The sequence below is a fragment of the Priestia sp. SIMBA_032 genome (genome assembly GCF_046535215.1).
GTDB lineage: Bacteria > Bacillota > Bacilli > Bacillales > Bacillaceae_H > Priestia > Priestia aryabhattai.
The window spans coordinates 185,414-198,323 of sequence record NZ_JAWRXD010000004.1 but is presented as its reverse complement, the minus strand read 5'-3'; the positions used below and the strand labels follow the sequence as shown (position 1 = coordinate 198,323).

The window sequence follows — 12,910 nt, the reverse complement described above, 5'->3', positions numbered from 1 at the left end:
GCTGTGGCTTTTTATGCATGGCTTTCTTCAAATATAAAATCAAGCAGCCGTTGGAATAAGTAAAGGATAATGGCTACGGTAGTCATGACGAGGAAAAGACCAAAATGACTAATTTCATACAGATTATAAAGCCCAATTTTAGCGAGAAAAGGAACAATAACATAACCATGAATCAAATCCAAAATAATGTTAACAATTATGTACAAGATAAATCCGGGATACGTAAGGTAAAAGACAAAGATTGTAATCACAATATGAAGGCAATAAATCGTTGCTCCCATGCTAGTAAGAAAAAATACATTTTCTTGAACCGTCCACCAGTGCATTTTTTCCGCTACTTGATAGGCGATTGTCATCATTAATGCAGCAAATAACCCTACAGTAAAAAATCGTTTAACACGCTGTTTATCAAGCAGCAGCAATAAAAACCATGGAATAACAAGAATCCCCCATAATATCATTTGATTCATTCATCTTCCCACCTTTTATTTATCAGTAGTTCTTAGTGTAAGAAAGAATTGTAAAAATATACATTTTATAAAGAAAGCGTTTACAATTCAGTTTCTTATCTATATACTAAATCTTGAATACTTGTATACAAGTTGGCTAAGGAAGTGATGACACATTAAAAAGGTAACCTACCCGGAAAGATGGCTTCGCGGAGCCTCGCTGGGAGAACAAGTTGTAAGCAAATTAAGAATTCAAATTATGAGCGGCGAGCTGAAGAAAGGAACCGTACTATCAGAAAATCAGCTCTCGGCGGAGTTTGGAATGAGTCGATCTCCTATAAGAGAAGCGCTGCGGACTCTTTCAAACGAAGGGCTCATTGATTTACGGCGAATGGGAGCAGTTGTTATTGGTTTAACAACAAGGGATTTAAACGAGCTGTACGATGTTCGTCTGCTTTTAGAACATTTTGTCTTAGAACGTTTATCTGAAGTCAACCATGATTCGCTTATTAAAAAGCTTGAGCAAAGCATTGATCAAATGACCATGGCAGCTAAATACGATGACTATGTAGAGTTTGCTTATCAAGATTTGCGGTTCCATGAGCTCGTGATTATCGAAGCAGGCCACAAGCGGATATTAAAATTGTGGGAAAGCATCCGTGAAATTATTTTAGCTGCTCTTTTAATTACCACTGAAAAAAGATTTCGAGATGATAAAGCAGCTGTGCTCCCACTGATTAAGCAGCATCATGAAATGATTAAGGCATTAAAGTCTCAAAATACAGAACGTATTCAAGATGAAGTGAAGCGTCACTTTGAAGACACGCGAAATACGATAACAGCTTCACTTTTGAATGAAGCATAAAAAAGGGATAAAAGATTCAAAATGTTTTTGAACTTTTTCCCTTTTTTTGTCGACAAGTATACAAAGGGGATGGAGAAATGAAAGCAGGTGTCTACGTTTCAGAAACAAAAGCCGTTATGCAGCAAAAAGCGAAACCGGTTATAAAAGAAGGAGAAGCGCTTGTAAAGGTATCTCATGCTGGAATTTGCGGAACGGATATGATGATTTATTTTGGAAAACACCCTAGAGCACAGGCGCCACTCACTATGGGGCATGAATTCAGCGGAGTTATAGGAGAGATTCGAGGGGAAACGGAATTTTCTTTAGGTGACCGCGTAACAGTTGAACCTACGCTTAGCTGCGGAACGTGTGAAGCCTGTGTAAGAGGACAGTTTCACGTTTGTAAAAAGTTAAAACTAATCGGCATTGATCAAGATGGAGGGTTTGCGCAGTACGTAGCTGTTCCAGTGAACCGCCTTCACCTCTTGCCGGAGAAACTGTCTAGTGCGCATGCTGCTCTTGCAGAACCTGTAGCGGTTGCCGTACATACAGTACGACGCTCGCGGCTGAAAGTAGGGGACCAAGCTGTCATTTTAGGGGCAGGACCTATTGGACTGCTGATCGGGATGATTGCGAAACGAGCAGGTGCAAAAAAAGTAATGATCTCAGATATTAGTTCTTATCGCTTAACTAAAGCGAAAGAACTTGGCTTTATACCAATTGATGCAGCGAAAAAAGACGTCGTAAAAGAAGTGCGTTTGCTTACGAATGACGTCGGTGCAGACGTTGTATTTGAAGTAGCCGGAAATCAAATGACAGCAAAACAAATGGTTGAAACAAGCCGTATTCAAGGAGAGATTGTGGTGGTGAGCGTATATAAAAGCGCTCCAGAACTAAATTTAGCAGCAATGCACTTTAAAGAAATTTCATTAACTACAACAAGATGTTATACAAGGGAAGATTTTCAGACGGCTATTGATTTACTGGCAAACGGTGAAATAGCAGCAGATTCTTTAATTTCTCATAAACTGCCGCTTGAAGATATTCAAGCAGGGTTTGAGTTTATGCAGCGGCCTGATGAATCACTTAAGGTTTTATTTGCACCAAACGGAGAGGGGAATGAACAATGACAGTAGATTTGTTTTCTTTAGATGGTAAAGTAGCAGCGATTACAGGAGCAACAAGAGGAATTGGAAGATCAATGGCGATTTCTTTGGCAGAAGCAGGTTCGGATATCGCTCTGCTGCAGCGATCAAAGGAATTTCTTGGAGTAAAAGAAGAAATTGAACGTCTCGGAAGAAAATGTTTTATTATTAATTGTGATCTGGAAAATGCTTCTGAAGTAAGCGAAGCGATCTCATCGGTTGTTGCTTATTTTGGCAAGCTCGATATTTTAGTGAACAACGCGGGCATTCAAAGACGTTCACCCGCTGTAGACTTTGCAGAAGAAGATTGGGACGCTGTTATGAACGTTAATTTAAAAACCGTATGGTTGTTATGTCAGCAGGCCGGCCGCCAAATGCTTAAACAAGGAAGCGGAAAAATCATTAATATGGCATCTTTGCTTTCTTACCAAGGAGGTATTACCGTTCCAGCTTATGCCGCAGCAAAAGGCGGCGTTGCTCAGCTTACAAAGGCTTTGTCTAATGAATGGGCAGCAAAAGGCGTAAACGTTAATGGAATTGTACCAGGGTACATTGCCACTGATATGAATGAAGCACTTATTAACGATGAAACGCGCAGCAGACAAATCATTGAACGTATTCCTGCAGGCAGATGGGGACAGGCAGATGATTTTAAAGGAGCGGTTGTCTTTTTAGCATCTGATGCGTCTGCTTATATTCATGGACACTTGCTTGCCGTAGACGGAGGATGGTTAGGAAGATAACGCATGAACCAATAAATCTTTTCATATCATGAACAAACTCGATTAAAAGGAGCGTGCATGATATGAAAGTCTGGATATTGAATGTTGGGATTGCGGTCACAGTGCTGACAACTGCTTGGGCGGTGTATACAAAGCCTGAAGAGAAAGAAGTTTCGCTATTTTCTTACGATCAGCTCTCCATAGCTGTTCCAAAAGAAAGCACAGACTTTGAAAAAGCGTTAAAAGCTGTCTTGACGCAGCATGGTTTTCAAGAAGTTAGAGTGCTGAATGACTATGCGGAAGCTCAAGTTCTGGTTCTTCTGCCCGCCGAACAACTTTCTTCCTATAAGAAGAAGGAGATTCAGCAAATCGTAAATCAACTTGCCAAGCAGTATCACGTTAATCCTAATGTAGTTAATGTTCAGTTATATGAAAAAAAGTAAAAAGCCTTTTAGAAAGGGGAATCTCCCTCGATAAAAGGCTTTTTTTACTCTTTTTTCTTCTCTTGTTCAGCGAGCTCTTCTTGTCTTTTAAAATGTGATTTTCCTAACGCATACACAAAACTAAAAAACAAAGGAAGTAAAATAGTCAGCAGCACAAGGCGAGTAAGCATATCGCCTAAGTCATTTCTCGTTAAGTAAATATTAATAGCTGCGATGACAATATAAATAAAAATCCCGAGGTTTCGTAAAAATCTCTTTAGCATAGATGCATTCATTTTTTTCACCTTACTTTTATATACTCACATTTAAGGTAAAGGAAACGATTAATAAAAGCAACCTATTTACTACAAAGCAAGAAGGAATACAGAAATTTATGATGAATGTTTATATGTTATCTGAAAATTATGCAAATAAAAATGCTAACATGGAGCTGCTTTATACAGCAGTCTGCTTTTAGTACACCTAATCAGTATGAACAGTTGCCTTCTCTTCAATTAGCTTTATTTTTTAAAAAGGTAAGGTGATGAGATGAAAAGAGTGCTGATAATGGGCGTTTCTCCAGGAGTAGGAAAGTCCACATTTGCCAAGAAATTAGGGGAAAAGCTTGATCTAGACGTACATCATTTAGACAGCCTGTATTGGCAGCCGGGCTGGACGGAAAGAGACAATGATAGTTTTAGAGAATTGCAGGAGCGCATTGTAAAAAAAGACAGCTGGATTATCGACGGGAACTACAGCAATTCGTATGACCTGCGAGTGAAGCGTGCAGATACCATTATTTATTTAGAGCTGCCGCTAATCGTTTGTGTGTACCGAGTAATAAAGCGGAGAATCGTATATGCAAGAAAAACGCGTGAAGATATGGCAAAAGGCTGCCCTGAAAAAGTAGATTGGTCATTTTTTACGTTTATTCTTACGACGTACAGAGAGCGGCAAAAAAAGATGAGAAAACGGTTTGAAAAGCTTAGAAACGATGAGGATTGCAAGGTTTTTATGCTGATGAACAGAAAGGACATCGAAAACTATATACAAAACCTATAGGTGAAGTACGAGCTGAATTTTGAACAAAAATAGCCACGTAACAAGTTCGCTTGTTACGTGGCTTTATTGAAAAAACAATCATTCTTGCGTAATCTTCAGCATTCCTTTTTCGTCGAGCGAAACTGCTAGAGAATGATTAACCTTCACCGTTAATGGATGAACTTCAGAGTCTCGGTTCGAAAAAAACCACCGTCTTTTAGGCGTCCCTACAAGAAAAAACGCACTGCCGCTTCCTAAAAAGTTAAAGGTCTCGTTTAATAGCCTGTTGTTGCGCACGGTGATACCGGAGTTAATAAGCTGTGTCCCTGCAGAGCGGACATGAGGCGTTGTCAAGTTGATTTCTCCTATGCTTAAAAGCGACCTAGAAGAAAAGGGGGCGTTGGATGGCGGGCAGTCTGAATGTCTTGAAATGTATTCAACAATATTATGAGCTGGGTCTTCAAAATAAAAAGAATGAGCATCAAATGCTTCAAAGTAAATGTCATCTTTCTTCTCTTCTGTATTGAGGAAGACTCTCTGAGTAGCCCATTGTTTTGCTTCCATAAAGCGGTTTGCTGGAACGTTAAAAGCAAAATGGTAAAAGGGCTTTGTATGTAGAGAAGTTTCTTTAAAAGTTAGCTCACTTTCACCAACTTTGATGGAAAAAGAACGCGGTGAAACGGCGGTTAAAGGGAAATCGAGAGAATTTACATAAAAATCCTTCATTTCGTCCAGTAGATGAGTGTACAGGACAGCTTGATTAATCATCATAAACCATTCCTCCTCGTTTAAACGTTGTCTAAATCACATGGCATTAACCAGATGTTTCATTATCCCTTTGAACGCTGCTTTTCCAGTAAAGCTGAAAAGAGCCTTTATGCTCCGAGCCTATAAAGTTAATACGATATCTTTTCGTTTTTTCAGGTGTTAAATAAAGAGAGTTATTGGCCATTTCAAAGAAACGTGTACGTCTTGGATCTTCTACATATAGAGAAAGGTCTCCACTTTTAGTGTTTTTAGATAGCGTAAAAGCATAGGTTACGCCTTTTTTGAGTTTAATGCTCCGAGAGTAGCGGCCTGTAAAGCTGTCATATTCTCCAAAGAAAACCTCACTTCGCTCTTTTTTTATTCTCCCACCTACAATTTGATTTTCCTGGCCGTTAAAGTTAATAAGTAAAAAAGCAATAAGAACAATAAGAAAACTATATTTAAACATAAAAACCTCCATCTACTAAATTATAGATAGTTTTGGATTTCGTCAAATAGTGTTATAGTTTGAAAAGGGAAAAATTAACAAAAACATTATCCATTTACATGTTACGTCTAACAGAAAGGAGAAAAAATTGACCCAGCGTTTTTATTTTTTAGCAGCAAGTCAAGTAAGCACAAATTTAGGTTTTGTTCTGTATACAATGGCACTCACTTCCTATATAAATCAAAACACTGGTTCAACAGCTCTTGCATCACTGATTACAATGACGAGCTTAATTGCTCGCCTCCTCAGTGGCCTTAGCGTACCTTTACTAGCCGATACATATAAATCTATTCATATTATGCGGGCTGTACAGGTTATACAAATAGGAATGCTCGCTGGATTGTATATGCTACTTATACAAGAATTTACAGTCACAGTACTAGCGATGTGTTTTGTCATTGTTGGGATCATTTCTTTTTTTAACGGCTTTTTTTCCATTTTCAAAACGTCGGTTGTCCGCAGCTTAGTAAGTGATAGCCAAAGAATGCAGGCGAACAGTTTGCTTTCAACAATTGACCAAACTTTTCTATTTGCAGGGTGGTCCCTTGGTGGTTTCGTTTTGTCTTTAACAGGATTCACTTATTCTTTATTTATAACGGAAGGTCTTTTACTGTTCTCGTTTGTTTGCTTGCTGTTTATAAAAGAGGCTCATGTATACAAACAACCAGAAAAGCGAAGCGTGGCAAAGCTAATGGAAGGATGGCGCTTTTTATGGATACATAAACGCATCAGAGCACTCGTTATAATGGACATAATTGAATCACTCGTTGGAACCGTTTGGATTGGAGCTATTACTCTTTCTTTTGTGAAAGAAGTGCTTGGAAAAGGAGAAGCATGGTGGGGATATATAAACGGTGCATATTATTTTGGAAGCATAGTCGGAGGAATTATCGTGTATCAAATGTCTTCTATCGTAAAAGGAAGGCTTTTGCTTTTTATGTTCGCAGGCTCAATTGGTTATGCTGTTTTAACCGGTTTTTACGGTTTAGTAACAAATCCGTATCTAGCTTTAGTACTTTTGATAATGATGGGTCCTGCCTATCAGCTTCGAGACGCAGCGCAGGAAACCATTTATCAAAATGTCTGCAGCAGTTCGGTATTTCCTAAAGTAATAGCGGCAAAATCAACTCTTGTCCAGGCTGTGTTTATTCTTTCTATCGCGTTTGTAGGTACAGTAGCCGATCTATTTGGGGTAAGGTTTGTATATCTATTTTCAAGCTTCATTTTGCTAATGACAGCTCTAACAGGCATGGCAGCATTAATGTATAACAAGCATTCTATCGAAATAGACAAGACACCTGCTGAACGGAGAGAAGGTATATGAGAATCATCAGGCTAACGTACCTTGTGGAGCATACTAACGTTGGAAGAGTAAGAAGGTTTTATGTTTCAGCTCGGTTTCGCAGAAAGGGTATAGGTAAGCGACTTTTAAAAGAAATCATTCATTATGCAGGGAACTATTATAACACTCTCGCTTTATATACAGATACGGACGAAGCGACGTTATTTTATGAACGGAACGGCTTTAAATGCATACACAATCAGCATAAAATCACTCATGAATATAAACTGAAAAATGTTCATTAATCAAACTAACGGGTGTTTCATTCAATTAGGGCATTAAAACAGTATACGAATAACGCTCAGAAAAAATCTGAGCGCTATTCGTTACCATGCATCAACGCATCGACCGAACCTGTTACTCTTTTTAGTTTGCTTTTTTTAGTTTGAGAGTCGTTTTAGGAGCAGGGGTTTTTTTAACAATATACAAACCGCTAAAAATAATAAGTCCTCCAAGCAGCTGCATGGAATTGATGGTTTCTCCAATGGCTACAGCAGCAAAAACAACGGCAAACAAAGGAATAACATACATGTAGACCATTACTTTTGTAGAGCCGATTTTTCCAATTCCTACATACCACATCACCAGCCCGTACACCGTCACGAACAGAACAGAGTATGCCAGAGAGCTCCAGCTGCCTATATCTGTTGGCCAGATAAGCGTTTGATAGGTGAAAAGACAGTAGGCAGTAAGCGGAATAGCCCCTATCAAAGCAGACCAGGCAGTCACGCGCAAAGCAGAATATTTTACGACTAAAGGTTTTGCTAAAATTGGGTACCAGCCCCACGCAATGGCCGCTACAATCCCCATGATGTTTCCGAACCATGCAAGCTGCGACAGCGCATGACTAGAGTGACCAAACAGCAGTACAAACGCAGCCCCGAAAAAAGCAAGAACAGAGCCTAGCTGTGTTTTTAATGAAAAAGCTTCATGCTTATATAATATAGCTAAGATTCCTGTGAAAATAGGAGACATCGAAATAAGTAAAGAAGCATTAGTAGCTGTCGTATACTTAACGGATACCATAAACAGCGTTTGATAGAGCGTAACCCCTACTATACTGACCGCTATTAAACGTCCCCAGTCTTTTTTTTCGATACGAATGCCTCGCTCTATGATTCCTGTAATAAGTAAAAGAATAGGAGCAACCATTATAAAACGCAGCGCGCTAAATTGGATGGAAGACATATGAGCAACTCCAAATTTTCCGATTGTATAATTGGCTCCCCAAATTAACGCAACGGATAATAATATCCATTCCAGCCAGCCTTTTTTCATGTCATCACCTCAGGTAAATATATAAATTAAATAAGTGCGGATATCCTTAGTTACAAAGTATACAGGAAGAAATTGTGTAAAAGGCCAGCCAATTCAGCTATTTTTATCTCATCCACTTGTTTATAATACAAACAAAAACGCAGCTGCATTGGCTGCGTTTACCGTGGTTATCCGCATTCTTCTACCTCATCTAACCGCACAAGTTCCACTTTAAAAGAATGATTAACCGGTCGAATTTCACAGTATCCTGAATCATATACGTGAATCAGTACAAAGCGTTTTCCTTTATAGAGCACTTCTTTATAATCTATCACAACATACACCCTTTCTTTTTATAGTTTTTTTAAATTCTATGAACAAAAAACGGTGTAATTGCCTGAAATAAAAAGAATCTTTAGGGACTATAAAATTGCTTGGCAAAACGAGTTCGCTTATACTGTACTTTGATTCTATTTACGTATAGGTTCTGATTAAGAACAGCTTTAGCATATGGATAACGAAACAAAACAGCAGCACATAAGGAGCAGCACATGGATATTAACTATTTATATACATTCAAAGAAGTAGCGAAGTGGGGGAGCTATACACGAACGGGTGAGGAATTAGGGTATGCTCAGTCAAGCGTTACCACTCATATAAAAAAATTAGAGGGTCATTACGGTCAAAAACTATTTGAACGAACAGGACAAAAAATGAAGCTGACTCAGCCTGGTGAAGAATTGCTTTATTATGTGAATCAAGTAACTGAGTTATTAAATGAAGCAAAAGAGCGTCTTACTACGAACGAAGATGCAAGAGGCACGGTTTCGATAGGGACCGTGGAGTCGCTGGCCGCTTATTTTATTACACCGTATATTAGGGAATTAAAAAAGCAGCACCCTTCTCTAAAGATTATGTTAGAAGCGGGTTTATGTCCAAATTTAACACAAGGAATTATTGACGGAAAGTATGACGTAGCCGTTTTGCTTGATCGCCTTCAAACCTCTTCAAGTTTAGAAGTGATTCCTATTCGAAAAGAAAACATGGTTATGATTGCTTCGCCTTCTCATTCTTTTAGTGAAAAAAACAACGTTGTAATGGAAGAGTTTGAAGGAGAAACCATCATTTTAACCGAGAGCGGCTGCCCTTATCGTACTCTTTTAGAAGAGATGATACGCAGCAGGGGTATTCATATGCAATCGGTGATTTCATTTAGCAGTCTTGAAGCGATTAAACAGTGCGTAGCGGATAATCTAGGTATTGCTCTTGTACCAGAAATAGCGGTAAAACAAGAGATTGAAAGCGGAAAACTGATTAAAATCCCGTTTGATCATGAAGAATTTTATCTTTATTCACAGCTTATATTTAAAAAGAAAAAATGGCTGACAGCACCTATTCAACAATTTATTTCACTTATACAAGAAGGTTATCAAAAATATTGATAATAGATATAGAGAATCTTCAATAATGATAAAGCTGCTTTCGTGCTACACTTTTTATAAGAAATGAAAACTAGAGGTGTAGAACATGAATATATTTTTGCAGCACAATCCTACAAAATTATACTTTGGAAAAAATCAAATTACGAAACTATCGCAAGAGCTTGCTTCTTATCAAAAACAAGTAAACGTTCTGTTAGTATACGGTGGAGGAAGTATCAAACGAAATGGGGTATACGACGAAGTGAAAGCTGAACTTCAGTCTATTAACGCAGTTGTTCACGAGCTGTCTGGTGTAGAACCGAACCCTCGTTTGAATACGGTTGCTAAAGGCGTTGACATATGTAAAAAAGAAAACATTGATTTTCTCTTAGCCGTTGGGGGAGGAAGCGTGATCGATTGTACAAAAGCTATCGCAGCTGGAGCCGTGTATGAAGGGAATACATGGGACTTAATTACACGTAAAAAAGAGATTACAGGTGCTCTTCCTTTTGGAACGGTCTTAACACTTGCGGCAACAGGATCTGAAATGAATTCAACTTCTGTCATTACAAATTGGGAAACAAAAGAAAAGCTAGGATGGACGTCTTCTCACGTATTTCCCGTCTTTTCTATCTTAGATCCGGCGTACACGTTTTCAGTGCCGCGCGACCAAACCGTCTATGGAATTGTTGATAGTATGTCGCATGCGCTTGAACACTATTTTCATCGCACAGGAAATACGCCGATGATCGATGGCTTTATTGAATCATTGCTAAGAACGGCTGTACAAGAAGGTCCTAAGCTTCTTGAAGACCTTAGTTCTTATCAGTATCGTGAAACAATGATGTATATCAGCACGACGGCGTTTAACGGAAGCTTAGCAAACGGAACGGATGGAGGAGACTGGGCTACTCATCGTATTGAACATGCTCTGTCGGCCGTGTATGATATTCCCCACGGAGGCGGCCTTGCTATCTTGTTCCCTAATTGGCTAGAGCATGTGCTAAAAGAAGATCCTTCTCGTGTAAAACAACTGGCTGTAAACGTATTTGGCATCAACCCAGAAGGAAAAAGCGATGAAGAAACAGCAATGGAAGGTGCAAAAGCGCTCCGTACTTTCTGGAATGACTTAGGAGCCCCGAACTGTTTGCGTGACTATGATATTGATGATTCTGAATTTGATGCTATTGTTGAAAAGACGTTTGTAAAACCAGGTGTTGGTATTTATAAAGAGCTTGATTATGCAAGCGTTCGAGATATTCTAGAAAGATCCAAATAAAAAGACGAGCTGCCTGCTCGTCTTTTTTATATGTACTTAATAATCCATTAGAAAATAAAGAAAGAGAAAAAAGCACAGCAAGATGCAGCCTGCTCCTACCGTTATTTCGGAAAAGCCTTGAATAAACGTATTTTTGGGAATGCCTCCTTCATTTTGCAGCTGAAATACGCGTTTTCTTTTGCGCTCATGAACGATTACCAACGAACCAAAAGCAACCGATAATAATGTAAAGAGCGGCACCACGATTAAAAACAGCTTGATAGAATACGCCCAGTACGATATATACAGCATATAATACATTGCTCCGGTACTTAAGGCGAAGAGTGTTAAAGACAATAGAAACCACTTAGTAAAACGGTTTTTGCTCATGAATCATTCACTTCCTTATAGCAAGTTCTTCTTATAATCTAGACAATAAAAGCCGTCTATCATTTTACCAAAACTTTTCGGTGTATTCTATTTTAAAGGGAAAATAGGGTTTGCAACTTTCTTAAAAGTGGTATAGTTCCTAGAACTATACATGTATACATACAAAAAACTGATGATAAATGAGGGAGAAGACGAACTTATGGGGTGCGACGCGTGTCTGCCAATTAGGACAGGATATACGGTTTCTTTTCAGAAATCAAACGATGTAAAGGAATTGGAAAAATACTTTAAAGATATTTCTCAAAATCAATGGAAGAGTCTTGGAGAAGATATGTTCTGGATGAGAGAAGATACCTTTTGGAGTTTTATGGATTATGCTCATCAGCATTTAGACCCTCGGCATGTGCGGGCTGTAGAAGCCAAGCAGGGGAGCCCGTTTGAAAACCTGCCGCGTATGGAGCCAATCACCGCTTTCCAAAAAATGAAAGATGCCTTGTGGATTGATGAACTGATTGAAGACAAGCGAATTTGCTCGTATGATCAGCCGATTGTATCGGTTGATCATGAACGCGTGCATATCGTTGGCCACGAAATTTTATCAAGAGGATTAGAAGAAAACGGAAGTATTATACCTCCTTTTAAAATGTTTGAAGCTGCTCAAATAAGAAATAAAACCTTCGCTCTTGACCGAGCCTGCCGCTTAGAAGCTGTAAAAAATGCTAGTATTATTGATCATCAGCTGATTTTTATTAACTTTATTCCTACAGCAATATATAACCCTGAGCATTGCTTAGCATCTACATTTACATTAATTAAAGAATTGAATATAAAGCCCGAGCAAATTGTATTTGAAGTGATTGAAACGGAGGATGTTCAAGATATTGAGCATTTGAAAAACATTTTGAATTATTATCGCTCCCACGGATTTAAATATGCTTTAGATGACGTAGGAGTTGGCTATAATACGCTGAATCGGCTTTTAGAAGTGGAGCCTGACGTCGTGAAATTAGCATTTGAATTCACAAACGGAATCAGTAAGAATGAGAAACAGAAAAAAGTGGCTCAAGAGATGTTAGCTATCACCCATAGAATGGGGGCACAGGCTCTTGCAGAAGGGGTAGAAACAGAAGAAGATTTAAAATGCCTGATAGAGATGGGTTATGATTTGTTTCAAGGGTATTATTTTGCAAAGCCTAATCCTAAACCGTTAAAAGAGATTCATTCTATTTACGTTTAGCAGCGAAAAGCAGAAGAACAGAAACTTCTGCTTTTTGTATGAACAAAAGTAAGAATACTCAAAAAATAAACAATTCATTTTCATTTTGCTAAATAGTTTACAGAGAAAGGGAAGTGCTATAAGATGA

The 12,910-nt window shown here is 38.6% G+C and carries 17 protein-coding genes; 10 read left to right on the top strand and 7 right to left on the bottom strand.

Going from position 1 to position 12,910, the window contains the following annotated elements; all coding sequences use genetic code 11:
* Positions 1-11: 11 nt before the first annotated feature.
* Complete coding sequence (locus tag SB717_RS15205; protein WP_074680516.1) at positions 12-470, bottom strand: hypothetical protein; 459 nt, start codon at positions 468-470, stop codon at positions 12-14.
* A gap of 199 nt (positions 471-669) precedes the next feature.
* Here SB717_RS15205 and SB717_RS15200 point away from each other — a divergent pair, with 199 nt between their 5' ends.
* From SB717_RS15200 to SB717_RS15185, 4 genes are all read left to right on the top strand, one after another.
* The gene (locus SB717_RS15200; protein WP_410904273.1) at positions 670-1,314 is read left to right on the top strand and encodes a GntR family transcriptional regulator; all 645 of its coding nucleotides are present in this window, start codon (positions 670-672) and stop codon (positions 1,312-1,314) included.
* A 77-nt stretch (positions 1,315-1,391) separates the two neighbouring features.
* Positions 1,392-2,423, top strand: a complete 1,032-nt coding sequence (locus SB717_RS15195) for a zinc-dependent alcohol dehydrogenase (protein ID WP_410904081.1) — start codon at positions 1,392-1,394, stop codon at positions 2,421-2,423.
* Entirely contained in the window at positions 2,420-3,181 is a 762-nt protein-coding gene (locus SB717_RS15190) for an SDR family oxidoreductase (protein WP_410904080.1), read from the top strand. Before SB717_RS15195 ends, SB717_RS15190 begins: the two co-directional genes overlap by 4 nt.
* Before the next feature lie 62 nt (positions 3,182-3,243).
* A complete protein-coding gene (locus SB717_RS15185; RefSeq protein WP_074680523.1) occupies positions 3,244-3,603 on the top strand; it encodes a hypothetical protein in 360 nt (119 codons plus the stop codon).
* Positions 3,604-3,647: 44 nt separating this feature from the next.
* Here the strand turns inward: SB717_RS15185 and SB717_RS15180 are convergent, their stop codons facing one another.
* Complete coding sequence (locus SB717_RS15180) at positions 3,648-3,878, bottom strand: hypothetical protein (protein WP_013057513.1); 231 nt, start codon at positions 3,876-3,878, stop codon at positions 3,648-3,650.
* A 253-nt stretch (positions 3,879-4,131) separates the two neighbouring features.
* Here SB717_RS15180 and SB717_RS15175 point away from each other — a divergent pair, with 253 nt between their 5' ends.
* The gene (locus SB717_RS15175) at positions 4,132-4,644 is read left to right on the top strand and encodes a P-loop NTPase family protein (RefSeq protein ID WP_410904079.1); all 513 of its coding nucleotides are present in this window, start codon (positions 4,132-4,134) and stop codon (positions 4,642-4,644) included.
* A 78-nt stretch (positions 4,645-4,722) separates the two neighbouring features.
* On the opposite strand, the gene SB717_RS15170 is transcribed toward SB717_RS15175, so the two are convergent.
* Together SB717_RS15170 and SB717_RS15165 are read right to left on the bottom strand one after the other, a co-directional pair.
* Positions 4,723-5,394: a VOC family protein gene (locus SB717_RS15170; RefSeq protein WP_074680527.1), complete on the bottom strand. Its 672-nt coding sequence runs from the start codon at positions 5,392-5,394 to the stop codon at positions 4,723-4,725.
* 43 nt (positions 5,395-5,437) lie between these two features.
* Positions 5,438-5,839, bottom strand: a complete 402-nt coding sequence (locus tag SB717_RS15165; protein WP_074680529.1) for a hypothetical protein — start codon at positions 5,837-5,839, stop codon at positions 5,438-5,440.
* A gap of 127 nt (positions 5,840-5,966) precedes the next feature.
* Here SB717_RS15165 and SB717_RS15160 point away from each other — a divergent pair, with 127 nt between their 5' ends.
* Entirely contained in the window at positions 5,967-7,202 is a 1,236-nt protein-coding gene (locus tag SB717_RS15160; RefSeq protein ID WP_410904078.1) for an MFS transporter, read from the top strand.
* Positions 7,199-7,465 (top strand): GNAT family N-acetyltransferase, encoded by a 267-nt coding sequence (locus SB717_RS15155; RefSeq protein WP_410904077.1) that lies wholly within the window; start codon positions 7,199-7,201, stop codon positions 7,463-7,465. The genes SB717_RS15160 and SB717_RS15155 overlap by 4 nt, the downstream gene beginning before the upstream one ends.
* 121 nt (positions 7,466-7,586) lie before the next feature.
* Here the strand turns inward: SB717_RS15155 and SB717_RS15150 are convergent, their stop codons facing one another.
* Positions 7,587-8,498, bottom strand: a complete 912-nt coding sequence (locus SB717_RS15150; RefSeq protein ID WP_410904076.1) for a DMT family transporter — start codon at positions 8,496-8,498, stop codon at positions 7,587-7,589.
* A 167-nt stretch (positions 8,499-8,665) separates the two neighbouring features.
* The gene (locus SB717_RS15145; RefSeq protein ID WP_169746664.1) at positions 8,666-8,812 is read right to left on the bottom strand and encodes a hypothetical protein; all 147 of its coding nucleotides are present in this window, start codon (positions 8,810-8,812) and stop codon (positions 8,666-8,668) included.
* A 216-nt stretch (positions 8,813-9,028) separates the two neighbouring features.
* On the opposite strand from SB717_RS15145, the gene SB717_RS15140 reads away from it, so the two are divergent.
* Both SB717_RS15140 and SB717_RS15135 read left to right on the top strand, forming a co-directional pair.
* Complete coding sequence (locus SB717_RS15140; protein ID WP_074680537.1) at positions 9,029-9,919, top strand: LysR family transcriptional regulator; 891 nt, start codon at positions 9,029-9,031, stop codon at positions 9,917-9,919.
* Positions 9,920-10,004: 85 nt separating this feature from the next.
* Entirely contained in the window at positions 10,005-11,177 is a 1,173-nt protein-coding gene (locus SB717_RS15135) for an iron-containing alcohol dehydrogenase (protein ID WP_410904075.1), read from the top strand.
* A gap of 36 nt (positions 11,178-11,213) precedes the next feature.
* Here the strand turns inward: SB717_RS15135 and SB717_RS15130 are convergent, their stop codons facing one another.
* On the bottom strand, positions 11,214-11,546 hold the full coding sequence (locus tag SB717_RS15130; protein WP_074680541.1) for a hypothetical protein: 333 nt from the start codon (positions 11,544-11,546) through the stop codon (positions 11,214-11,216).
* Positions 11,547-11,745: 199 nt separating this feature from the next.
* Between SB717_RS15130 and SB717_RS15125 the strand changes: the two genes are divergently transcribed.
* Positions 11,746-12,783: an EAL domain-containing protein gene (locus SB717_RS15125; protein ID WP_410904074.1), complete on the top strand. Its 1,038-nt coding sequence runs from the start codon at positions 11,746-11,748 to the stop codon at positions 12,781-12,783.
* Positions 12,784-12,910: the final 127 nt, after the last annotated feature.